General features: G+C 72.5%; 15 protein-coding genes. 7 read left to right on the top strand and 8 right to left on the bottom strand.

Going from position 1 to position 23,248, the window contains the following annotated elements; all coding sequences use genetic code 11:
* Positions 1-435: 435 nt before the first annotated feature.
* The 3 genes from ACZ7C5_RS15875 (at position 436) to ACZ7C5_RS15885 (ending at position 3,257) form a co-directional block, all read left to right on the top strand.
* Complete coding sequence (locus tag ACZ7C5_RS15875) at positions 436-972, top strand: MarR family winged helix-turn-helix transcriptional regulator (protein WP_470322752.1); 537 nt, start codon at positions 436-438, stop codon at positions 970-972.
* Between the two features lie 77 nt (positions 973-1,049).
* Positions 1,050-1,391, top strand: coding sequence for a DUF3817 domain-containing protein (locus tag ACZ7C5_RS15880; protein ID WP_401083602.1), 342 nt, complete (start codon positions 1,050-1,052; stop codon positions 1,389-1,391).
* Positions 1,392-1,571: 180 nt separating this feature from the next.
* Positions 1,572-3,257, top strand: coding sequence for an acyl-CoA mutase large subunit family protein (locus ACZ7C5_RS15885; RefSeq protein ID WP_470322753.1), 1,686 nt, complete (start codon positions 1,572-1,574; stop codon positions 3,255-3,257).
* Between the two features lie 60 nt (positions 3,258-3,317).
* On the opposite strand, the gene ACZ7C5_RS15890 is transcribed toward ACZ7C5_RS15885, so the two are convergent.
* Positions 3,318-3,938, bottom strand: coding sequence for a TetR/AcrR family transcriptional regulator (locus ACZ7C5_RS15890; protein ID WP_401083762.1), 621 nt, complete (start codon positions 3,936-3,938; stop codon positions 3,318-3,320).
* Positions 3,939-4,431: 493 nt separating this feature from the next.
* Here ACZ7C5_RS15890 and ACZ7C5_RS15895 point away from each other — a divergent pair, with 493 nt between their 5' ends.
* From ACZ7C5_RS15895 to ACZ7C5_RS15910, 4 genes are all read left to right on the top strand, one after another.
* Positions 4,432-5,424: a tetratricopeptide repeat protein gene (locus ACZ7C5_RS15895; RefSeq protein ID WP_401083606.1), complete on the top strand. Its 993-nt coding sequence runs from the start codon at positions 4,432-4,434 to the stop codon at positions 5,422-5,424.
* A 749-nt stretch (positions 5,425-6,173) separates the two neighbouring features.
* The gene (locus ACZ7C5_RS15900; protein ID WP_401083608.1) at positions 6,174-6,845 is read left to right on the top strand and encodes a DUF6230 family protein; all 672 of its coding nucleotides are present in this window, start codon (positions 6,174-6,176) and stop codon (positions 6,843-6,845) included.
* Between the two features lie 125 nt (positions 6,846-6,970).
* On the top strand, positions 6,971-7,663 hold the full coding sequence (locus tag ACZ7C5_RS15905; RefSeq protein WP_401083610.1) for a DUF6114 domain-containing protein: 693 nt from the start codon (positions 6,971-6,973) through the stop codon (positions 7,661-7,663).
* Positions 7,660-9,138 (top strand): hypothetical protein, encoded by a 1,479-nt coding sequence (locus tag ACZ7C5_RS15910; RefSeq protein WP_470322754.1) that lies wholly within the window; start codon positions 7,660-7,662, stop codon positions 9,136-9,138. The genes ACZ7C5_RS15905 and ACZ7C5_RS15910 overlap by 4 nt, the downstream gene beginning before the upstream one ends.
* Before the next feature lie 74 nt (positions 9,139-9,212).
* Here ACZ7C5_RS15910 and pyk read toward each other — a convergent pair whose 3' ends face one another.
* The 7 genes from pyk to ACZ7C5_RS15945 form a co-directional block, all read right to left on the bottom strand.
* Positions 9,213-10,640 (bottom strand): pyruvate kinase, encoded by a 1,428-nt coding sequence (gene pyk, locus ACZ7C5_RS15915; protein ID WP_401083616.1) that lies wholly within the window; start codon positions 10,638-10,640, stop codon positions 9,213-9,215.
* A 94-nt stretch (positions 10,641-10,734) separates the two neighbouring features.
* Positions 10,735-11,958: an acetate kinase gene (locus ACZ7C5_RS15920; RefSeq protein ID WP_470322755.1), complete on the bottom strand. Its 1,224-nt coding sequence runs from the start codon at positions 11,956-11,958 to the stop codon at positions 10,735-10,737.
* Positions 11,955-14,114 carry a phosphate acetyltransferase gene (gene pta, locus ACZ7C5_RS15925; RefSeq protein WP_401083620.1) on the bottom strand — a complete coding sequence of 720 codons (2,160 nt, stop codon included), beginning with the start codon at positions 14,112-14,114 and terminating at the stop codon, positions 11,955-11,957. The genes ACZ7C5_RS15920 and pta overlap by 4 nt, the downstream gene beginning before the upstream one ends.
* 156 nt (positions 14,115-14,270) lie before the next feature.
* Entirely contained in the window at positions 14,271-16,706 is a 2,436-nt protein-coding gene (gene glgB, locus ACZ7C5_RS15930) for a 1,4-alpha-glucan branching enzyme (protein WP_470322756.1), read from the bottom strand.
* Positions 16,707-16,844: 138 nt separating this feature from the next.
* The gene (locus ACZ7C5_RS15935; RefSeq protein ID WP_188298304.1) at positions 16,845-18,335 is read right to left on the bottom strand and encodes a maltokinase N-terminal cap-like domain-containing protein; all 1,491 of its coding nucleotides are present in this window, start codon (positions 18,333-18,335) and stop codon (positions 16,845-16,847) included.
* Positions 18,336-18,590: 255 nt separating this feature from the next.
* Positions 18,591-20,315: a maltose alpha-D-glucosyltransferase gene (treS, locus tag ACZ7C5_RS15940; RefSeq protein WP_401083625.1), complete on the bottom strand. Its 1,725-nt coding sequence runs from the start codon at positions 20,313-20,315 to the stop codon at positions 18,591-18,593.
* Positions 20,312-22,282 (bottom strand): alpha-1,4-glucan--maltose-1-phosphate maltosyltransferase, encoded by a 1,971-nt coding sequence (locus ACZ7C5_RS15945; protein ID WP_470322757.1) that lies wholly within the window; start codon positions 22,280-22,282, stop codon positions 20,312-20,314. Before ACZ7C5_RS15945 ends, treS begins: the two co-directional genes overlap by 4 nt.
* Between the last annotated feature and the right edge of the window lie 966 nt (positions 22,283-23,248).

The following is a 23,248-nucleotide window of genomic DNA, read 5'->3' on the forward strand; positions in this document are numbered from 1 at the left end:
GGCACCTGAGGGGCGGAACGGGCGCTGACGTGCTGCTCCCCGTGCGGTCGGAACGGCTTCGCCACCGGTGGGTGGGGGCGGTGGCTGCCGTACGGGGTTGGTCGAAAGCATGACAATCAAGCACGTCAAATGACAGGTCTCGCTCATTGATTGGCCAAGTCCCGCCAAAGCGGGGGAATGTGAACGACCGGACAAAAGGGGCGAATAGCCCGCCCGTGCGGCGGGTTGCCGCCCGAACCGAGGCCTGCTGGTGCGGCGCCGGCCCGATCCGGGGCCAACCACGGGGCACCGGGCGCCCGTTGGTGGGCGTTCACACCGGCGCAATGTCCTGGTATGGACCTGGCCGTCCGGTTGGCGGGTTCCCGCCACGTGTCGCGCTTGTCCACCATCAGGACGGCTGGTAGCACACGTCCCTTCCGCCGGTACGGTAAGGGGGTGGCCAAGCCCCTCGCTCTCGACTTCGATCCGATCGCCCGTGCCGACGAGCTGTGGACCCGCCGTTGGGGCGGAGTCCCCTCGATGGCGGCGATCACCTCGGTCATGCGCGCCCACCAGATCCTGCTGTCCCGGGTGGACGCGGTGCTCAAGCCGTACGGGCTGACCTTCGCCCGCTACGAGGCGCTGGTGCTGCTGACCTTCAGCCGCACCGGCGAGCTCTCGCTCTCCAAGATCGGCGAGCGGCTCATGGTCCACCCGACCAGCGTCACCAACACCGTCGACCGCCTGGAGCGGGCCGACCTGGTCGCCCGCCGCCCCAACCCGCTGGACGGCCGCGGCGTGCTGGCCGCGATCACCGGGCGCGGCCGCGAGGTGGTCGAGGAGGCCACCCGGAAGCTGATGGCGATGGAGTTCGGGCTGGAGGAGTACGACGCCGAGCAGTGCCGCCAGGTGTTCGAACTGCTCAGGCCGCTGCGGGTCGCGGCCGGCGACTTCGCCGAGCCGGCCGAGGGGGCTGCGAAGGAGACGGTGTGAAGGCGGCTACCCTCGTGTGAGCGGTGCGCGGATCCGGGGCGCACCGGCCGAGAATGCCGAGCGAGGCGAGGAAGATCATGAAGGCGACCCCCCTGCTGGGCTGGTACCGGGCCCTGGCCGTCGCGACCGGCGTGGCACTGCTGGTGTTCTGCGGCTTCATGGTGGCGAAGTACGGCTTCGACGCCGCCAAGGACGTCACCACCTACGTCGCGATGCTGCACGGCTACCTCTACATCGGGTACTTCGTGGTGACCTTCATGCTCGGGCAGAAGCTGAAGTGGCCGATGGGCCGGCTGGTGCTCACCCTGGCCGCGGGCTGCATCCCGTTCCTCTCCTTCGTCTTCGAGCGCAAGGTGGCCGGCGAGGCCGCCGAGAAGCTCGCGGCGGGCACCGGCGAGCGCCGGCCGGCCGCCGTCTGAGCCGGACCGCACGTCTTTCCGGAGGGCCCCTTCCCCGTTGCCCGGGGGAGGGGCCCTCCGCCGTCCCGATCGGGGGGCGTCATCCGTCGACAAGTAGTAGGACGTCCGAGTAAATTGTTAGGACGTCCTACTAGCTGCCGCCCGTCTCCGTGGCGGCCGTACGGAGCGGAGTTCGGGGTCATGGACGCCGAGGAGATCGAGCGCGGCCGGCAGCGCTGGCAGCAGCGGTACGACAGGGCCCGCACGCGTGACGCGGACTTCACCACCCTCTCCGGTGACGAGGTCGAGCCGGTCTACGGCCCGCCCGCCGGGCAGGCCTACGAGGGATTCGAGCGGATCGGCTGGCCGGGCGAGTACCCGTACACCCGCGGTCTGCACCCGACCGGCTACCGGGGCCGCACCTGGACCATCCGGCAGTTCGCCGGCTTCGGCAACGCCCGGCAGACCAACGAGCGCTACCGGATGATCCTGGACGCGGGCGGCGGCGGCCTCTCGGTCGCCTTCGACATGCCCACCCTGATGGGCTACGACTCGGACGACCCCAAGTCGCTCGGCGAGGTCGGCCACTGCGGCGTGGCCATCGACTCGGCCGCCGACATGGAGGTGCTGTTCGCCGGCATCCCGCTCGGCGAGGTCACCACCTCGATGACGATCAGCGGCCCGGCCGTCCCGGTCTTCTGCATGTACCTGGTGGCCGCCGAGCGCCAGGGCGTCGACCCGGCGGTGCTCAACGGCACCCTCCAGACGGACATCTTCAAGGAGTACATCGCCCAGAAGGAGTGGCTCTTCGCGCCCGAGCCGCACCTGCGCCTGATCGGCGACCTGATGGCGTACTGCGCCCAGGGCATCCCGGCGTACAAGCCGCTGTCCGTCTCCGGCTACCACATCCGCGAGGCCGGGGCGACGGCCGCGCAGGAGCTGGCGTACACCCTCGCGGACGGCTTCGGCTACGTCGAGCTGGGCCTGTCCCGCGGCCTGGACGTGGACGTCTTCGCGCCCGGCCTGTCCTTCTTCTTCGACGCGCACCTGGACTTCTTCGAGGAGATCGCCAAGTTCCGCGCCGCCCGCCGGATCTGGGCCCGCTGGATGCGCGACCGCTTCGGCGCCAAGACCGACAAGGCGCAGTGGCTGCGCTTCCACACCCAGACCGCGGGCGTCTCGCTGACCGCGCAGCAGCCGTACAACAACGTGGTCCGCACCGCCGTCGAGGCGCTGGCCGCGGTGCTCGGCGGCACCAACTCGCTGCACACCAACGCCCTGGACGAGACCCTGGCGCTGCCCTCCGAGCAGGCCGCCGAGATCGCCCTGCGCACCCAGCAGGTGCTGATGGAGGAGACCGGCGTCGCCAACGTGGCCGACCCGCTGGGCGGTTCCTGGTACGTCGAGGCGCTGACCGACCGGATCGAGCAGCAGGCCGAGGCGATCTTCCAACGCATCCTGGACAAGGGCAGCGAGGACCACGAGATCGGCCCGATCACCTCCGGCATCCTGCGCGGCATCGAGGAGGGCTGGTTCACCGGGGAGATCGCCGAGGCGGCCTTCCAGTACCAGCAGTCGGTGGAGAAGGGCGACAAGCGCGTGGTCGGCGTCAACTGCCACCCGCGCAGCGTCACCCCGGAGCTGGAGATCCTGCGGGTCAGCCACGAGGTCGAGCGCGAGCAGGTCCGGGCGCTGAAGGAGCGCAAGGGGGCCAGGGACGAGGCGGCCGTCCGGGCCGGGCTGGACGCCATGCTGGCGGCGGCGCGCTCGGGCGAGTCGATGATCCCGCCGATGCTGGACGCGGTGCGGGCCGAGGCGACGCTGGGCGAGATCTGCAACGCGCTGCGGCAGGAGTGGGGGACGTACCAGGAGAACGCGATGTTCTGAGGCCGTGGCCGACGAGGAGCCGCCGTGCGGGAGTCCGTGCGGCGGCTCCTCGTCGTGTGCTCAGCCGGCGGTGAGCGGGCCGAGCAGCAGGTCGGTGAAGCGGCGGGTCCACTCGGCGGTGATCGGCTCGCCGCTGACCAGGACACGGTGCTCGACGGTGCCCGCGATGGTGTCGAAGATGATGTCGACCTCCTCGCGGGCCGCGTCGGGGTCGGTGTCCGCGGCCAGCTCGCCGCGCGCCTGGGCGGCCGTCCGGCCCTGGCGGACCAGCCGCTTCTGCGGGTCCACGATGGCCTCGCGGATCCGGCGGCGCAGTTGCCGGTCGCGGGTGCCCTCGGCGAACAGCGCGAGCAGCGCGGCCTGGGTCTCCGGGCGGGCCAGCAGGTCGGCGAACTGGGCCACCACGGCCTCGATGTCGGCCCGCAGGCTGCCCAGGTCGGGCATCTCCAGCTCGTCGAAGAGGCTGGCGACGGCGTCCACCACGAGTTCGTTCTTGGACGGCCAGCGGCGGTAGAGGGTGGTCTTGGCGACCCCGGCGCGGCTCGCCACGTGGCCCATGGTCAGCCCGCCCCAGCCGAGTTCGGCCAGGGTCTCGCGGGTGGCGTCGAGGATCGCGCGGTCGGCGGCGGCGCTGCGCGGGCGGCCCTTGGCCCGGACGGCGCCCGCGGGCTCCGGGGCCAGGACCGGGGACCGGGCCGCGGTGGCCGGGTCGGGCCGCGCCTGGTCCGTGCTCTCCGTGCTCTCTGCGGGCTCCGTGCTTTCCGCGGGCTCCGCGGACCCCGGGATCGCTGGGGGCTGGGCGGCCGGCACCGGGCCTCCTTGCGCTCTACTGGTAAGTAACTTGGGCGGGGCTGGTAACGGTAGCGACTGTTCGCCGATTCGGGGAGCCGGGCGTCACGGGAAAGTGGGGCAGGTCACGTCCCCGGACCGCCGGTGGGGCTTGCGGGCGGGGCACCGCCTCCAGTTACGCTACGACTCGTAGCGAAAGCAGTGTCAACCAGGCGCCGCATCCCGTGGGACGGGGCGGCGCGGGCGCGGGTGGGGATCCGCGCCGAACGGTTCAGGCTACCGGGGGAGGGGCGCGGCGCCCGGGAATCCGCGTCGCGCGGCCCGTACGGTGCGACTTTCCCGGGGTTGGTGCCCGCCGGCAGCGCCGACGGGGGAGGATGGTGCCATGCAGCCACGGAATTCGCGTCTCAACAGTGCCGCCCTGCGCGGTGCGGTCGACCTCGCCGCAGTGAAGGCGGCCGGCGAAGCCGCCCAGAAGGCCGAGCAGGCCCGGGCCGAGCGGGCCCGTCAGGCGGCCGCCGCCGAGTCGGCCGGAGTCGCCCCCGCCCAGTCCGCGTACCAGCTCGTCATCGACGTCACCGAGGACACCTTCGAGACCGAGGTCGTCCAGCGCTCCACCGAGGTGCCGGTCGTCATCGACTTCTGGGCCGAGTGGTGCGGGCCCTGCAAGCAGCTGAGCCCGGTCCTGGAGGGGCTGGTCGAGGAGTACGCCGGCCGCTTCGTGCTCGCCAAGATCGACGTGGACGCCAACCCGCAGCTCTCCCAGCAGTTCGGCATCCAGGGCATCCCGGCCGTGATGGCCGTGGTGGCCGGTCAGCTGGTGCCGCTGTTCCAGGGCGCGGAGAGTGCCGCGAACATCCGCAAGATCCTGGACCAGCTGATCCTGGTCGCCGAGCAGCGCTTCGGTGTGGCCGGCGGTGCGGCCGCTCCGGGCGAGGCCCAGGCCGTCGCCCCGCAGTACCCCGAGGACCCGGCGCTGGCCGCCGCGCACGACGCGCTGGACGCCGGCGACCTGGCCGGCGCCATCCAGGCCTACCGGAACGTGCTGGCCGAGGAGCCGGGCAACACCGAGGCCAGGCTGGGCCTGGCCCAGGCCGAACTGCTCCAGCGGATCGAGGGCCTGGACCTCCAGGCCGTCCGGGCGGCGGCCGCGGCCGACCCGAAGGACGTCGGGATCCAGCTCCAGGCGGCTGACCTGGACCTGGTCGGCGGTCACGTCGAGGACGCCTTCGGGCGCCTGGTCGCCACCGTCGGGCGGACGGCCGGCGAGGACCGGGACACCGCCCGGCTGCGCCTGCTGGAGCTGTTCGAGGTGATCGGCCCGGAGGACCCGCGGGTCGTCGCGGCCCGTACGGCACTGGCGCGCGTGCTGTTCTGAGCCGTTGGGCGGTGCCTCGCCTTGTGCCCGGCCCCGCGCCCGGTTCGGGCCCCGTTCGGGCCCGCCGGCTGGCACCTCGGATGACCTGCGGTGTCGCCTGGTGATTTGGCGACAATCCGGTCAACTGGACAGAGGTTTACCAAATCTTGATTTCACCCGCGGGTGGTCACCATGTGTGACCACCCGCGGGTGTTTCGCTGGTGTTTCCGGCGGATTTCGCCATCACGGTTTCTCCAGAGGGTCACGCACGGTGCGGGCGGCGCGGATTCCATGATCAACGTCGCCTGATGTTGCATTACCCGTCAGTAAGGCACCTCTTGTGCTTCGCCCGGGATTCAAGCACGATCGGCCACGCCCGGTCCCGGGCTCCACACCCTCCGGCCACAGGTCGGCACGCGGAGCGCGGGATCCCCACCGGGTGATCCGTCGACCCCAGGCCGACGGGAGGGAGGGCAGGGGGTATCCGCGGTCCCACGGCGGTTCCTGTCCTTCGACCGGCCGCGCGGCCCTGCGCGGTCGCTGGTTGTCGCTCGGGGGTGATCGCCGATGTCGTCGGTCCTGCCCGTCGTCCCGCAAGGACGTCCGGTGCCGGGACGGGAGGTCCGCCGCACGCGGGCCGTTCCCGCGTCCGACGACGCCCAAGGCGCTCTCCGCTACCGAGGACGTAGCTCTCTCCCATCCCAGGCCCCCACCGGCGCGGGACGCGCCGCCGGGGAGCCGGAGATGTACGTCCTAGAAGGAGGACTCGCATGTCCAAGGCCTACGGCAAGACCCGCTGGAAGCGCTTCGCACTGGTGATGGTGCCGAGCGTCGCGGCCACCGCGATGGTCGGCGTCTCGATCGCCAACAGCGCGCTCGCCGCCTCGTTCAGCATTTCCGGCCAGCAGTTCAAGGTCAGCACCGACACGTTGCACGGCACCAACTTCGCCCAGTTCGGCTCGATCGACATCGAGGCGAACGGCAAGCCGCACCCGGTCGCGGTCTCGGCCTTCGACCACGCCACCATCACCAACCTGTGCCAGTCGGTGGTGACGGACCTGACCGCGTTCGGCATGGGCAAGATCACCCTGCAGCTGCACGCCGGTACGGACAAGGACAAGCCGGTCGAGGCCACGAACCTGCTGATCGACCTGGAGCAGCTGAACGCGGACGCGACCTTCACCGACATCAACATCGGTCAGGACGCCTCCACCCTCTCGGGCACGGCCACCCAGGGCTGGACCCCGCACGCGGGCGTCACCAAGGGCGGCGGCGGCGCCGGCCTGCCGACCGGTGCGACCGGGTTCGCCCAGTCCGCCAAGGTCGCCGACCTGAGCGGCGTCCAGCAGACCGCGCGGGCCACCTCGGCCGGCACGTTCGTGCTGAACGGCCTGAACCTCTCCCTCAAGAGCGGTGACGGCAAGGGCAACGAGTGCTTCTGAGCCTCGCCTGACGGTGCGCCGGACCGGCGTGCCCGAGTGACGGCACGGGGCCGGGGGCGGTCTTCCACCGCCCCCGGCCCATCCCCCATTGTTCTTCCCTCGTAGCGACGTCGAGGAGTTGCACCATGTCCAGCGCAACGGTCGAGACGCGGCCCCGCCGGCAGAACCCCGTCGGGTGGCTCTGGCGGCACTTCCGTGAATTCCGCCGCACCAGGCCCTTCTGGGGCGGACTGCTGGCCATGATCGCCGGCGTCCCGATCCTCTACTTCCCTTACGCCCACCTGTCGTTCGGTGGTCTGACCATCGCGATGTCCACCACGGCCGGTGCCGGATCGATGATCATCGGGGTCCTGATGATCATCCTCGGGCTGACCGCCTGGTTCCAGCCCGCGGTGCGCGTCTTCGCGGGCATCGCGACCATCCTGCTGACGCTGGTCTCGATCCCGGTCTCCAACCTCGCGGGCTTCGGCCTGGCACTGCTGCCGGGCCTGATCGGCGGCGGGCTGATGGTCTCCTGGGCCCCGGTGCCGGAGACCGAGCCGGCGGCGAAGGCCGGGCGTCGGCACCGGGCCGGGGACGCCGGGGGCGGCGCGGCCGGGAACGCCGTGGCGCAGAGCGTCGCCGCCGGGCCGGCCGCCGGACCTGCCGGGGCCGTCGCGGCGGGAGCCGCCGAGGCGCCCACCGCCGAACTGCCCGCCCAGGGTGGGCCGCAGGCCGCCGGACCCGCTGCCACCGGCGGCGCTTCCGAAGCCACCGAAGCCGCCGGAGCGGCCGTCCCGAAGCAGACCGGAGCCGTGGACCAGGAGGAGGCGCGGTGACCGGGCCGGCCGAGCAAGCCGACGGTACGACCGTTCCCGCGCAGCGCTCCGGCCGGCACGCGGCCCCGCGCACGCCCGTACGGATCCGGCTGAGAGGCCGCGCGCTGGCGATGGCGGCGGTGCCGACCGCGCTGCTGATGGCCGCGGCCTACACGCCCAACCCGGCGGTCGCCGAGTCCGCGGCGGGCAAGCCCTGCGGCACCGCGCCGGCCACGGTGCCGGACGTCGCGCCGATCGAGACGCCGGTGCCCAGGAGCGAGCTGCCCGAGCCGCCGCCCGGACCCTCCGGCGCGCCGAGCCAGGCCCCGACCACCGCGCCCTCCGCCGGTCCCTCGACCGACCCGGGTTCGATACCGACCCAGGTACCGACCCAGGCTCCCACGCAGGCCCCGACCCAGGCGCCGGCCACCGAGCACGCCCGGCAGCCCACCCCGCCGGTCGATCCGTCGGCCACCGGGGGCGCGGCCACGGTGAACGCGGTCCACCAGGGCGGCGGCACCGGCACGGCGACCCAGGCCGGGCTGATCGACGACCTCGTCGGCGGCCTGGGCGGACTGTTCGACCCGAAGGGCTCGCCGAGCCCGACTCCGAGCGGCGCCCCGGTCACCACCCCCGTCCCGGCGACCACCCCCGCGGCGCCCACCACCCCCGCGGCGCCCACCACCCCCGCGGCGCCCGGCGGCCAGGCCGCTCCGGCCCCGCGCACGGGCACCCCGGCGCAGTCCGCCCCGTCGCAGGCCCAGGCCGACGCCACCCGGCAGACCGCGCCGCCGGCGACCGGGCCCGCCACCGACGAGCCCTCGCCCACCGCCACACCGAGCGGCCGGGCGAGCACCGGGCCGACGCCCTCCGCGACGCCGTCCTCCGGTGCCACGGCGGCGCCCACCGCGAGTGCCTCCGGCTCCCCGTCGGCCACGCCCACCGAGAACCCCGACTGCGACGTGGACACCCGGGGCCTGACCGCCGGCGCGGCCGCCCCCGGCCACGTCGTCCCCGAGCAGAACTGGACCCTGAAGACCAGCCGGCTCGGCCTGCACGGCGCGGCCTTCCACGGCGTCTACGACGTGCGGACGCCGACCGGCAGCAAGCGCGTCCTGAAGTTCGTGGTCGACAGCGTGGACATCGAGAACCTCGACATGTCGACCCTGGAGGGCAACGGCGTCACCTTCCACGTCCAGGGCGCCCCCGGCTCGACCTCGACCATGCGCAAGGGCCCGGTCACCATGTACGTGGAGCGGCTGTCCGGCCACCTCTCCAAGGTGCTCGGCCTGCCGATCCCGATCGACCTGGGCGAGATCACCCTCACCCCGGACACCCTGCCGCGCTGGCTGTACGACCTGATCGGCGCCATCCCGATCCCGCTGGACCTGGAGCTGACCGGCGTCACGGTCAAGCAGGCCGGTCAGTTCGGCGGCACCCTGCACATCCCGGGGATGCGCCTGTTCAACGACGACGCCCCCTACAGCGACGCGTAGCGGACGCCGTCACGCCCGTGGGGCGGCCCTCCCTCGGGAGGACCGCCCCACGGGCGTTCAGGACCGACGGGCGCTCACTCGCCCTGGGTGCCCAGGTGGTGCACCTGCACCATGTTGGTGGTGCCGGGGATGCCGACCGGGACACCGGCGGTGACGATGACGGTCTCGCCCTCGCCGAGCCGGCCCAGCCGCAGCAGCTCCCGGTCGACCTGCGCGACCATCGCGTCGGTGGTGGCCACCTGCTCGGTCACGTAGGCCTCGACGCCCCAGCTCAGCGAGAGCTGGTTGCGGGTGGCGGTGTCCGGGGTGAAGGCGATCACCGGGATCGGCGAGCGGTAGCGGGACAGCCGGCGGGCGGTGTCACCGGACTTGGTGAAGGCGACCAGCGCCTTGCCGTCCAGGAAGTCGCCCAGCTCGCACGCCGCACGGGCGACGGAGCCGCCCTGGGTGCGCGGCTTGCGGCCCGGGTTGAGCGGCTGGAGGCCCTGGGAGAGCAGCTCCTCCTCGGCCTTCTCGCAGATCCGGCTCATGGTGCGGACGGTCTCGATCGGGTACTTGCCGACGCTCGACTCGGCGGAGAGCATCACCGCGTCGGCGCCGTCCAGGATGGCGTTGGCGACGTCGGAGACCTCGGCGCGGGTCGGGCGCGAGGCGTGGATCATCGACTCCATCATCTGGGTGGCGACGATGACCGGCTTGGCGTTGCGGCGGGCCAGGGTGACCAGCTGCTTCTGGACGAGCGGCACCCGCTCCAGCGGGTACTCGACGGCCAGGTCGCCGCGGGCGACCATGATGGCGTCGAAGGCGAGGACGATCTCCTCCATGGCCTCGACGGCCTGCGGCTTCTCGATCTTGGCGATGACCGGCACCCGGATGCCGACCTCGTCCATGACCTCGTGGACGTCCTTGACGTCGTCCGCGTTGCGGACGAAGGACAGGGCGACCATGTCGACGCCCAGGCGCAGCGCGAAGCGCAGGTCGTCCTTGTCCTTCTCGGACAGGGCGGGCACGTTCACGGCCGCGCCGGGCAGGTTGATGCCCTTGTTGTTCGAGAGCACGCCACCCTCGATCACCACGGTCTTCACCCGCGGGCCGTCGACGCTGACGACCTCCAGGGCGATGACGCCGTCGTTGATCAGGACCGGGTCGCCGGGCTTCACGTCGCCGGGCAGGCCCTTGTAGGTGGTGCCGCAGATGTGCTGGTCACCGGGGACGTCCTCGGTGGTGATGGTGAACTCGTCGCCGTTGTCGACGGTCACCGGGCCGTTGGCGAAGGTCGCCAGACGGATCTTCGGACCCTGGAGGTCGGCCAGGACGCCGATGGCCTTGCCGGTGTCCTCCGAGACCTGGCGGACCTTGCGGTACCGCTCCTCGTGGTCCGCGTGGTTGCCGTGGCTCATGTTCAGTCGGGCGACGTTCATGCCCGCCTCGACGATGGCCTTCAGCTGTTCGTAGGAGTCCGTCGCCGGACCCAGGGTGCAGACAATTTTCGCTCGGCGCATATGGATCAGTCTATCCGTTCGTGTTATAGGTGCATTCGGCGCACACCAGGAGGAATCGCCGACGAATGGTTCCGGGGAGTGAGACGTTTCCGTGTCAGTCCTCGGACTCCCGGCATTCCTCGTGCACCAGTGCGAAGGACTGTCGGGCGATCTCCAGCTCCTCGTCGGTGGGCACCACGGCGACCGCCACCCGGCCGTACCCGGGCGAGATGATCCGGGCCTCGCCGGACCGCACCGAGTTCAGCTCCGGGTCGACGGCGATGCCCAGTTCCTCCAGTCCCGCGGTGGCCGCCGCGCGCACCGGCGCCGCGTTCTCCCCGACGCCCGCGGTGAACGCGATCGCGTCCACCCGGCCCAGCACCGCGTAGTAGCCGCCGATGTACTTGCGCAGCCGGTGGACGTACGCGTCGAAGGCCAGCTTCGCGTCCTCGTCTCCCTCGTCCGCCCGGCGCATGATCTCGCGCATGTCGTTCTCGCCGCACAGCCCGCGCAGGCCGCTGCGGCGGTTGAGCAGGTCGTCGATCTCGTCCACGGACAGCCCGCCGACCCGGTGCAGGTGGAACACCACGCCGGCGTCGATGTCGCCCGAACGGGTGCCCATGACCAGGCCCTCCAGCGGGGTCAGGCCCATCGAGGTGTCCACGCAGCGCCCGCCGCTGACCGCCGAGGCGGAGGCGCCGTTGCCCAGGTGCAGCACGATCACGTTGACCTCGGCCGGGTCCTTGCCGAGCAGCCTGGCGGTGGCCCGCGAGACGTACTGGTGCGAGGTGCCGTGGAAGCCGTAGCGGCGCACCCGGTGCCGGTCGGCGACGGCCTTGTCGATCGCGTACCGGGCCGAGTACTCGGGCATCGAGGCGTGGAAGGCGGTGTCGAAGACGGCCACCTGGGGGAGGTCGGGGCGCAGCGCGCGGGCCACCTCGATGCCGGTGATGTTGGCCGGGTTGTGCAGCGGCGCGACCGGGATCAGCCGGCGGATCTCCTTGAGCACGTCGTCGGTGATCACGGTCGGCTCGGTGAACCGCAGGCCGCCGTGCACCACCCGGTGGCCGATCGCGGCCAGCTCGGGGGAGTCCAGCCCGAGGCCGTCGGCGGACAGCTCCGCGGCGACGGCCCTGAGCGCGGCGGCGTGGTCCGGGAAGACCCGGACGGTCTCGCGCGGTTCGCCGGTGCGCGGGGTGTGCACCAGGCGCCCGCCGGTCTCGCCGATCCGCTCGACCAGCCCGGCGGCGAGCCTGGCCCCGTCCAGCATGTCGATCAGCTGGTACTTCACCGACGAGGAGCCGGCGTTCAGCACGAGAACGCGGGTGCCATCGCTCATGCCGTGGGCTCCTTGCGGTCCTGGGACTGGATGGCGGTGATCGCGACGGTGTTGACGATGTCCTGCACCAGCGCGCCGCGCGAGAGGTCGTTGACGGGCTTGCGCAGCCCCTGGAGCACCGGGCCGACGGCGACGGCGCCGGCCGAGCGCTGGACCGCCTTGTAGGTGTTGTTGCCGGTGTTGAGGTCGGGGAAGATCAGCACGGTGGCCCGCCCGGCCACCGGGGAGCCCGGCAGCTTGGTGGCCGCGACGTGGGCGTCCACCGCCGCGTCGTACTGGATCGGGCCCTCGACCAGGATGTCGGGCCGCAGCTCGCGGACCAGTTCGGTGGCCTTGCGCACCTTGTCGACGTCCGCGCCGGAGCCTGAGGTGCCGGTCGAGTACGAGAGCATCGCGACCCGCGGCTCCACCCCGAACTGGGCGGCGGTGGCGGCGGACTGGATGGCGATGTCGGCCAGCTGCTGGGCGTCCGGGTCGGGGTTGACCGCGCAGTCGCCGTACACCAGCACCTTGTCGGCCAGGCACATGAAGAAGACCGAGGAGACGATCGAGGCGTCCGGCGAGGTCTTGACCACCTCGAAGGCGGGCCGGATGGTGGCGGCGGTGGAGTGCACCGCGCCGGAGACCATGCCGTCCGCGATGCCCTCCTGGACCATCAGGGTGCCGAAGTAGGAGACGTCGGTGACCACGTCCAGGGCCAGTTCGACGGTCATCCCCTTGTGGGCGCGCAGCTTCGCGTACAGCTCGGCGAACTGGCGGCGCAGCGGGCTGGTGGCCGGGTCGACGATCCGGACCCGGGCCCGGTCGCCGTCCGGCTCCTCCCCGGCCCCGAGGCCGGGCGGCGCCCCCACCTGCGGCAGCTCGATGCCGTGGGCGGCGGCGGTGCGGCGCACCGCGTCCGGCTCGCCGAGCAGGGTGAGGTCGCAGATGTTGCGGCGCAGCAGGATCTCGGCGGCGCGCAGCACCCGCTCCTCGGTGCCCTCGGGCAGGACGACGTGCCGGCGCCCGGCCCTGGCGCGTTCCAGCAGCTCGTGCTCGAACATCATCGGGGTGACCCGCTCGGACCGGCCGACCTCGATCAGGTTGGTCAACTCGGCGGTGTCGACGTGCAGTTCGAACAGGCCGAGGGCGATCTCGGCCTTCCGGGGGCTGGCCGAGGTGAGCTTGCCCTCCAGGTGGGTCAGATGGGCGGCGGTCGGCCAGCTGCCCCCGGGGACGACCGCGACCGGGGTGCCGGGGGCGAGCCGGGCGGCCAGGGCCATCACGTTGGGGCCGGGGTGCTGGCCGAGCGTCAGCAGCACGCCGGCGATCGGCGGGGCGCCGGCGGCGTGCGCGGCCAGCGAGCCGATCACCAGGTCGGCGCGGTCCCCGGGGGTGACGACCAGGGCGCCCTCGGTCAGCGCGTCGAGGAAGGTGGGCAGCATGGCGCCGCCGAAGACGTAGCCGCGCACGTCCCTGGCGAGGCCGGCGGCGTCCCCGAGCAGCACCTCGGCGCCGGTCGCCTCGACCAGTTGCGCGACGGTGGGCGCGGCCAGCGCCGGCTCGTCGGGGATGACGTAGGCGGGGATCGGCAGCTTCTCGGTGAGGGTGCGCTGGATCCGCTGCTTGCCGCCGGGGGCGACCCGGTTGGCGATCATCGCCAGGGTCTCGCAGCCGAGGTCGGTGTACGCCCGGTGCGCGTTGCGGACCTCGGCGATCACCGTCTCGGCGTCCTCGCCGTGCCCGCCGACCACCGGCAGCACGGCGGCGCCGAACTCGTTCGCCAGGCGGGCGTTGAAGGCGAGTTCGTCCGGGATGCCGGTGTCGGCGAAGTCGGTTCCGAGCACCAGCACCGCCTGACAGCGCCGCTCCAGCGCGTGGAAGCGGTCGACCAGGACGGAGACCAGTTCGTCCTGCCCCCGGGCGGCCTGGAGCGCGGCGGCCTCCTCGTAGGTGAGGCCGTACAGCCCGGCGCTCGGCAGGTCGAGCCGGTAGCGGCCGCGCAGCAGCTCGACGACGTGGTCGGAGCCCGGCTGCCCGGGTGCGGCGGCGTGCACCAGCGGGCGGAACACCCCGACCCGGTCCACCTGGCGGGTGAGCAGTTCCATGACCCCGAGTTCGACCGCCTGGCGGCCGTCCCCCCGGTCGATACCGGTCACGTACACGCTGCGCGCCACGTGGGTGTCTCCGTCCCGTCGTCTCGGAAAGTGGTCATATCGACCATACCTTCGCACCCCGAACGGCCGTCCGCGAGCAGAACGGCGAGGTTCGGGCAAGGGGCCGGAGGTCCCGCCCGGGTGCCCGCCCGGAGGGGCGGGCGGGCACCCGGTTCCTCAGCGCGCCGGGCGGAGCCAGACGGTGGCGAGCGGGGGGAGCACCAGTTCGGCGGAGCGCGGCTGGTCGTCCCACGCGACCGGCTCGGCCTTGACCGGGTGGGAGTTGCCGACGCCGCTGCCGCCGTACTCCTCGGCGTCGGTGTTCAGCGCCTCCTCCCACAGCTGTTCGCGGCCCGCCAGCCGGGGCAGGCCGACCCGGTGGCCGTGCCGGACGACCGGCGAGAAGTTGCAGACCGCGACCAGCGGCGAGCCGTCGGCCGCGTACCGGACGAAGGAGAGCAGGTTGTCCTCGGCGGCGCCGCCGTCGAGCCAGCGGAAGCCCTCGGGGACGGTGTCCAGCTCCCACAGCGCCGGGGTGTCGAGGTAGCGGCGGTTGAGGTCGCGGACCAGCCGGCGCACCCCGAGGTGCTCCCGGTGGGCGGGCCACTGCTCGTCGAGCACCCACCACTGCGGGCCCTGCTCGTGGTCCCACTCCGCGCCCTGGGCGAACTCCTGCCCCATGAAGAGCAGTTGCTTGCCCGGGTGGGACCACATGAAGCCGAGGTAGGCGCGCTGGTTGGCGCGCTGCTGCCACCAGTCGCCGGGCATCTTGGAGACCAGGGACCGCTTGCCGTGCACCACCTCGTCGTGCGAGATCGGCAGGACGTAGTTCTCCGAGTAGGCGTACACCATCGAGAAGGTGATCTCGTTGTGGTGGTACTTGCGGTGCACCGGCTCCTTGGACATGTAGACCAGCGAGTCGTGCATCCAGCCCATGTTCCACTTCAGGCCGAAGCCGAGGCCGCCGGCGTCGGTGGGGCGGGTGACCCCGTCCCAGGCGGTGGACTCCTCGGCGACGGTCACCACGCCGGGGCAGCGCCGGTAGACGGTGGCGTTCATCTCCTGGAGGAAGGCGGCCGCGTCCAGGTTCTCCCGGCCGCCGAACCGGTTGGGCGTCCAGTCGCCGCCCTCGCGGGAGTAGTCGAGGTAGAGCATCGAGGCGACGGCGTCCACCCGCAGGCCGTCGACGTGGAACTCCTCGCACCAGTAGACCGCGTTGGCGACCAGGAAGTTGCGCACCTCCTTGCGGCCGTAGTCGAACTCCAGCGTCCCCCAGTCCGGGTGCTCGGCGCGCAGCGGGTCGGCCGGCTCGTACAGCGGCTCGCCGTCGAAGCGGGCGAGCGCGAAGTCGTCCTTGGGGAAGTGGGCGGGCACCCAGTCGACGATCACGCCGATGCCGTGCCGGTGCAGGGTGTCCACCAGGTACCGGAAGTCGTCGGGGCCGCCGAGCCGGGCGGTGGGGGCGTAGTAGCCGGACACCTGGTAGCCCCAGGAGCCGCCGAAGGGGTGCTCCATCACCGGCATGAGCTCCACGTGGGTGAAGTTCAACTCCTGGAGGTAGCGCGGCAGTTCCTCGGCGATGGCGCGGTAGGTGGTGAGCTCGGGGCGCCAGGAGGGCAGGTGCAGCTCGTACACCGACATCGGCGCCCTGTGGTGGGTGGCGCGGGCCCGGCGGGCCATCCACTCGCCGTCCTGCCACGCGTAGCAGGAGGAGGTGACCACCGAGGCGGTGCCGGGCGGGCACTGGGCGGCCCTGGCCAGCGGGTCGGCCTTGTCCAGCAACCAGCCCTCCCGGGTGTGCACCTCGTACTTGTAGGTGGCGCCCTCGGCCAGCTCGGGGACGAACAGCTCCCAGATCCCGGACGAGCCGAGCGAGCGCATCGGGTGCCCGGTGCCGTCCCAGTGGTTGAAGTCCCCGATCAGCCTGACCCCGGCGGCGTTCGGCGCCCAGACCGCGAAGGCGGTGCCGGGCACCCCGTCGACGGTGCGCACGTGCGCGCCGAGTGCCCGCCACAGCTGCTCGTGGCGGCCCTCGGAGATCAGGTGCAGGTCCAGTTCGCCCAGCGTGGGCGGGGTGCGGTAGCCGTCGTGCTGGCGCAGCGGCTCGCTGCCCGGGTACGTCACCAGCAGGGTGTACTCCGGCGGTTCGCCGCCGGCCACCAGGCCGGTGAACAACCCGCCCTGCTGGTGGGTGAGTTCGGCCGGCCCCTGGGAGGTCTCGACGACCACCCGCTCGGCGAGGGGGCGCAGCACCCGGATCGCGGTGCCGCCGTGCACCGGGTGCGCGCCGAGCAGTGCGTGCGGGTCGTGGTGCTGTCCGCCCACCAGCCGGTCGACCTCGGCCGGCGGCAGCGGTGCCTCGGGCAGCCGCAGTGCCCCGGTGGGGGCCGGGCGTCCGGCTCCCCCGGGGTCCGCGGCCGCGGGCGGGAGCTGCGCGGGCGGGAGCGGCTCGGGGGGTTCCGCCCCGGGGTCGGCGTTCCCTCCCTCCTCGGTCGTCCGGCGCGCCTCGCGCTCCTGGCCGGCGCGCCCCCCTTCGGCGGGGAGCGGCCCGGCCAGGAAGGTGGCCGGTACGGGGCTGGGGGTGGGGCGGCCGGTCGGGTCGATCGGCGTCACGGCGGGGTCCTCCTGCGGCGGGGGTGGGCGAACTCCTGCGGGCGGGACAGGAAGCGGGGCGGGTCTTGTCAGGCGGGCGTTGTCGGACGGGCAGGGTCGGACGGGCGGGGTCGGACGGGCGGGGTCGGACGGGCGGGGTCAGACGGGCAGGGCCAGTCGGCTGATCGCGGCCAGCGGGATCGGCAGCCAGCTCGGCCGGTGCCGGGCCTCGTACACCACCTCGTACACCGCCTTGTCGATCTCCAGCGCCCGCATCAGCTCCGGCGAGGCCGCCGGGTCGGCACCGCCTCCCGCGGTGTAGCCGGCGCAGAAGGCGGTGCGGTTGCGCTGGGCCCAGGCGGCGGCCAGGTGGGCCAGCTCCGGATCGACCGGGCCGCCGGCCAGCAGGTGGGCGGCCGCGTAGTCGAAGGAGCGCAGCATCGCGGCGATGTCGCGCAGGGCAGGCTGCGGTTCGCGGCGCTCGTTGACCGACTTGGCCGGCTCGCCCTCGAAGTCCAGCAGCACCCAGCCGTGCGGGGTCCGCATCGCCTGTCCGAGGTGCAGGTCGCCGTGGATGCGCTGGACCGGCAGGCCGTCCGGGTGGGCGTCGGCGAGCTGCTGGAAGGCGGCGCGCAGTGCGGCCCGGAAGCGCAGCAGCCCGGGGACGGCGGCGACGGCGCTGTCCAGCCGGTCGGCCATCGCGCCGGCCAGCCGTCCGGTCTGGGTGCGGTCGAGTCTGGCCACCGGCATCGAGCGGGCCAGCACCCGGTGCACCTCGGCGGTGGCCCGGCCGAGCCGGTGCGCCTCGATGGCGAAGTTGCCGGGGGAGCGGTCGCCCTTGAGCCGGCCGACCTGGTCGAGGGCGAGTTCCCAGCCGTCCTCGGCGTCCGGCAGGTAGCGCTGCAGCAGCCCGAGGGTGGCGGGCTCGGCGCGCTCCATCCGGCTCTCGAACCAGGCGGCGACCCGGGGGATGCGGGTGGATCCGGCCCGGGAGAGCGCGAGCGAGAGTTCGAGGTCGGGGTTGGTGCCGGGGTGGATGCGGCGGAACAGCTTGAGGATGTACGAGGTGCCGTAGATGACCGAGCTGTTGGACTGCTCGGCGGTGGAGGCGCGGCCGGGGAGGTTGGCGGGCAGTCCGGAGCCCGGGGTGCGGCGGAAGGACAGGGCGCCGAAGCGGTCACCGGTGGCCAGGTGTTCCAGCAGTCGCCCGGTGAGCTCGGGGTCGTGCACCGCGTCGTAGAGGGTCGCGCCGTCGTACGGGCCCTGGCTGAGCCGGCCGAGCACGGCGCCGGGCCCGATGTCCCCGAGTCCGGCCGAGCGGATGCCGAGCAGCAGCTGGTAGATGTCGCCGTGCGGGGCGCCGGCCGTGGTGGCGTGCTCGACCCGCAGCAGCAGGTGCAGCAGGGCCGGGTCGCCGACCTGGAGGGGGGTGCCGACCACCGGGGTGAGGCCGGTGATGGGCCTCCCCTTCCCCGCGTACCAGCGCTGGCTGGGCAGCCACGCGGCGATCAGTGGCAGGGCCGCCTGGACGAGTTCGCTGACCCCCAGGGCGGTTCTCCTGGACCCGGTGGCCCGGGTGCCCGCCGGTGCGGCGGAACCGGTGGGGGCGTCGTCCTGGAGGTGGGCTTGAGAACGGGAGGTTTCGGACATGACTCCCTTTCCCCGGAAGCGCGCGCGGACTGCCCGACGGGTCGTGGCCGGGTCCGTCAGTCTTCCGGATTGCGGCGGCGCGGCGGTCGCGGCACGCGAGCACACGGCTCGGGTGTCACGCCTTCGTGTGGGTGGCCGTTGGGCTGTTCTCCGTACGCGGTGGTGCAGAGAACTCCGGGGGCGCGGGGGTTCAACTCGCGCCCCCGGAGGGTCTGGTGCTGCTGTTCACGCTGGTGTTCCGGGTGCGGCGGATCGTTACTTCGACCGCCTGGTCCCGCTCAGGCGCGGTGGCTGCCGGAGCTGGAACCAGTAGAAGCCGTGCCCGGCCAGGGTGAGCAGGTAGGGCCACTCGCCGATCGACGGGAAGCGCACCCCGCCGATCAGCTCGACCGGGTACCGTCCGCCGTACTGCCGGAGGTCCAGCTCGGTCGGCTGCGCGAACCGCGAGAAGTTGTTCACGCACATGACCAGGTCCCCCTCGTGCTCGCGCACGAAGGCCAGCACGGCGGGATTGCTGGAGGGCAGTTCGGCGTAGCTGCCGAGGCCGAACGCCGGATTGAGCTTGCGGATCTCGATCATGCGACGGGTCCAGTGCAGCAGTGAACTCGAACTGCTCTGCTGCGCCTCGACGTTGGTCACCTGGTAGCCGTACACCGGGTCCATGATGGGCGGCAGACTGAGCCTGCCCGGGTCGGCGGACGAGAAACCCGCGTTGCGGTCCGGGGTCCACTGCATCGGGGTGCGCACGCCGTCCCGGTCGCCGAGCCAGATGTTGTCGCCCATGCCGATCTCGTCCCCGTAGTAGAGGACCGGCGAGCCGGGCAGGGAGAGCAGCAGGGCGGTGAACAGCTCGATCTGGTTGCGGTCGTTCTCCAGCAGCGGGGCGAGCCGGCGGCGGATGCCCACGTTGGCGCGCATCCGGGGGTCCTTGGCGTACTCCGCGTACATGTAGTCGCGCTCCTCGTCGGTGACCATCTCCAGGGTCAGCTCGTCGTGGTTGCGCAGGAAGATCCCCCACTGGCAGCCGCCCGGGATCTGCGGGGTCTTGGCGAGGATCTCCGACACCGGGTAGCGGGACTCCCGGCGCACCGCCATGAAGATCCGGGGCATCACCGGGAAGTGGAACGCCATGTGGCACTCGTCGCCGCCGGAGGCGAAGTCGCCGAAGTAGTCGACGACGTCCTCCGGCCACTGGTTGGCCTCGGCGAGCAGCACCGTGTCCGGGTAGTTGGCGTCGATCTCCTTGCGGACCCGCTGGAGGAACTCGTGGGTCTCCGGCAGGTTCTCGCAGTTGGTGCCCTCGCGGGCGAACAGGTACGGCACCGCGTCCAGCCGGAAGCCGTCGATGCCGAGGTCGAGCCAGAACCGCAGCCCGGCGATCATCTCGGCCTGGACCCGGGGGTTGTCGTAGTTGAGGTCCGGCTGGTGCGAGAAGAAGCGGTGCCAGTAGTACTGCTTGCGGACCGGGTCGTAGGTCCAGTTGGACGTCTCGGTGTCGACGAAGATGATCCGGGCGTCCGGGTACTGCTTGTCGTCGTCGGCCCACATGTAGAAGTCGCCGTACGGCCCGTCCGGGTCCGACCGGGAGGCCTGGAACCACGGGTGCTGGTCGCTGGTGTGGTTCATGACGAAGTCGATGACGATGCGCATGCCGCGGGCGTGCGCGGCGTCGACGAACTCCATGAAGTCGGCGAGGTCGCCGAACTCCGGCAGCACCGAGGTGTAGTCGGACACGTCGTACCCGCCGTCGCGCAGCGGCGAGGCGAAGAACGGCGGGAGCCAGAGGCAGTCGACCCCGAGCCACTGGAGGTAGTCGAGCTTGGCCGTGAGCCCCTTGAGGTCCCCGACCCCGTCGCCGTTGCTGTCCTGGAAGGACCGCACCAGCACCTCGTAGAAGACCGCACGCTTGAACCACTCGGGGTCGAGCTTCTTCTTCGAGGTCTCGGGGAAGGTGTCGGGGACGGGCTCGTTCACTGTCACGCTGGGTTCCTCCGAACCGTGAGGAGGTGAGCCGGCTCGGCTGAGGGATCGAGCCGGACGTAGTTGTGCCGGCCCCAGGTGTAGACGGCGCCGGTGAGCTCGTCGTGCACCGCGTAGGGGCCGTCCGTGTCGTGCCCGGGGAGGGCGAGCGTGACGGTGGCCTCCTGGACGTGGTGCGGGTCGAGGTTCACCACGGTGATGACCTGGTCGGTGAGGCCCTCGGGGGTGGTCGCGGTCTTGGAGTAGGCGAGCACCTGGTCGTTGTCGGTGGGGTGGAAGCGCAGGTCGCGCAGCTGCCGGAGGGCGGGGTGGCGGCGGCGCAGCCGGTTCAGCACGGTCAGCAGCGGGGCCAGGGTGTCGGTGCGGCTCCAGTCGCGCGGGCGCAGTTCGTACTTCTCCGAGTGCAGGTACTCCTCGGAGCCCGGGTGGGCCGGCTCGTTCTCGTACAGCTCGTAGCCGGCGTAGACGCCGTAGCTGGGGGAGAGGGTGGCGGCGAGCACCGCGCGGACCGCGAAGGCGGCGCGGCCGCCGTGCTGGAGGTACGCGTGCAGGATGTCCGGGGTGTTGGCGAAGAAGTTGGGCCGCATGTAGGCGGCGGCGTCACCGCTGAGTTCGGTGAGGTACTCGGTGAGTTCCTGCTTGGTGGTGCGCCAGGTGAAGTACGTGTACGACTGGTGGAAACCGATCTTCGCCAGGGTGTGCATCATCGCCGGGCGGGTGAAGGCCTCGGCCAGGAACACGACGTCCGGGTCGGTGCGGGCGACGTCGGCGAGCACCTTCTCCCAGAACACCACCGGTTTGGTGTGGGGGTTGTCGACCCGGAAGATCCGGACGCCGTGCGACATCCAGAAGCGGAGGATCCGGATGCTTTCCTTGACGATTCCGTCCATGTCCTGGTCGAAGTTGACCGGATAGATGTCCTGGTACTTCTTCGGCGGATTCTCGGCGTACGCGATGGTGCCGTCCGCGCGGTGGTTGAACCATTCCGGATGCTTGTTCACCCACGGGTGGTCGGGGGAGCACTGGAGTGCGAAGTCCAGCGCCACCTCCAGGTGCAGCGCCTGCGCCTCGGCGACGAAGTGGTCGAAGTCCTCGATGGTGCCGAGGTCCGGGTGGAGCGCGTCGTGGCCGCCCTCGGGGGAGCCGATCGCCCAGGGCGAGCCGACGTCGTGCGGACCGGCCGTCAGGGTGTTGTCCGGGCCCTTGCGGAAGGCTCGGCCGATCGGGTGGACCGGCGGCAGGTAGACCACGTCGAAGCCCATCGCGGCGACGGCCGGCAGCCGCTCGGCGGCGGTGCGCAGGGTGCCGTGGCGCGGCGGCTCGACGCCGGCCGGGTCCACCACCGCGCCCTCCGAACGGGGGAAGAACTCGTACCAGGAGCCGAACAGCGCGCGCTCGCGGTCCACCTGGAGCGGCAGCGGGCGGGAGGCGCTGAGCAGCTCGCGCAGCGGGTGGCGGGCCAGCACGTCGAGCACTTCGGGGGCGACCGCGGCGGCCAGCCGGGACAGCGGCGGCAGCGACGGGTCGCGCAGCGCGTCGGCGGCGGCCAGGACGTCGGCGCGGCCCTCCTTCTTGGGCACCCCGGCCGCGGCCTGCTCCAGCAGCCGGGCGCCCTCCTCCAGGACCAGCGCGGTGTCGATCCCGGCGGGCAGCTTCACCGCGGCGGCCTTGCGCCAGGTGGCGACCGGGTCGCTCCACGCCTCCACCAGGTACGACCAGCGGCCGGGAGTGGTCGGGGTCACGTGCGCGCCCCAGCGGTCGGTGCCCTCGGCCAGCTCGCGCATCGGCGTCCACGGGCCGCTGCGGCCGCGCGGGTCGCGCAGCACCACGTTGGCGTTGACGGCGTCGTGGCCCTCGCGGAAGACGGTCGCGGTGACCGGGAAGGTCTCGCCGACGACGGCCTTGGCCGGGCGGCGGCCGGCGTCGACGAGGGGACTGACGTCCAGGACGGGGATGCGGCCGATCACGGTGTCGCTCTCTGTCGTCTTGCGGGCGGAGGGCTTGGCGGTGGCCTTGGCGGGGGGTTTGGCGGGGGTCCTGCCGGCGGCCTTTGTGGAGGACCTGCCCGCGGTCTTCCCCGCGGCTGCCCTCCCCGTGGGGGTTTCTCCCGCGGAGGCCTTGGCGGCGGACGTCCGGCGCGGCGCCGGATCGGCCCCGGCGCCGCCCTTCGGGGTGGTGGCCGACGCGGTGGCCGTGGTGCGGCGCGTGGTGGTGCGCCTGCGGGGTGCCGCGGTGCTGTCCTCCTCGGCCCCTGGGTGTCGGTCCGCCGGGGAGGGCCCGGCCGTGGAGGGCCGGGCTTCGGAGGATCCGCCACCGACCGCCCCGGACGCCCTCGGCGCCGGCATCGCCGGATCTGTCCGAGTGTCAGAATCCATCCGTCCGGCGGATTCCGCGACCGCTGCGTCGAGGGTGTCGGCCACCGGTGTGGACTGGTCCCGCGTGTCGCCGTGCATGCCAAGCTCCTGCCCGAGATCGGCGGCAGCTCCCCGCGGGCCGAGGCCGGGGGAGTACCGGGAAGACTGCTGGGTGGGGAGGACGTGCGACCGGAGCCTGCCCGCGCCGCTGTTCCCGGCAACCTGCCCGGCGCCCGCCGAGCCGGCGGCGGGGCGCCCCGGAGCCCGTGTGCGTCCCGGCGCACGCCTCCGCGGGGCACGCGTCTTGGGCGACCCGGTCCACCCGTGAACGAGCGGACCGGGCGCGAGGACACGCGTCCGTGCGCGGTGAGCGCCGAATGGGCCAAGAAGGACGGGAACGGTCAACGCGAAAAGGATTCGGACGTGCTGCTTCGAGGGGGACGCCACCCGTCGTCGCACTGCCCACAGCATCGAACGACCTTCGGCCATCCTCGCACCGGAGGCGGGGTTTTTGCAGCGGTACGACAGTAGTTTCGGGTCTTCTCCCGAGTGGATGAGCCATCGGAAATGGACCCGTAC

The sequence above is a fragment of the Kitasatospora sp. NPDC036993 genome (assembly GCF_055607525.1).

Excerpts from the sequence above, each read along its gene's own strand:
- ACZ7C5_RS15900 (WP_401083608.1), top strand. The coding sequence starts at position 6,174 with ATGTCCAAGGCCTACGGCAAGACCCGCTGGAAGCGCTTCGCACTGGTG.
- pyk (WP_401083616.1), bottom strand. The coding sequence starts at position 10,640 with ATGCGCCGAGCGAAAATTGTCTGCACCCTGGGTCCGGCGACGGACTCC.
- ACZ7C5_RS15885 (WP_470322753.1), top strand. The coding sequence starts at position 1,572 with ATGGACGCCGAGGAGATCGAGCGCGGCCGGCAGCGCTGGCAGCAGCGG.
- ACZ7C5_RS15880 (WP_401083602.1), top strand. The coding sequence starts at position 1,050 with ATGAAGGCGACCCCCCTGCTGGGCTGGTACCGGGCCCTGGCCGTCGCG.
- ACZ7C5_RS15905 (WP_401083610.1), top strand. The coding sequence starts at position 6,971 with ATGTCCAGCGCAACGGTCGAGACGCGGCCCCGCCGGCAGAACCCCGTC.
- ACZ7C5_RS15935 (WP_188298304.1), bottom strand. The coding sequence starts at position 18,335 with ATGTCCGAAACCTCCCGTTCTCAAGCCCACCTCCAGGACGACGCCCCC.
- ACZ7C5_RS15920 (WP_470322755.1), bottom strand. The coding sequence starts at position 11,958 with ATGAGCGATGGCACCCGCGTTCTCGTGCTGAACGCCGGCTCCTCGTCG.
- ACZ7C5_RS15895 (WP_401083606.1), top strand. The coding sequence starts at position 4,432 with ATGCAGCCACGGAATTCGCGTCTCAACAGTGCCGCCCTGCGCGGTGCG.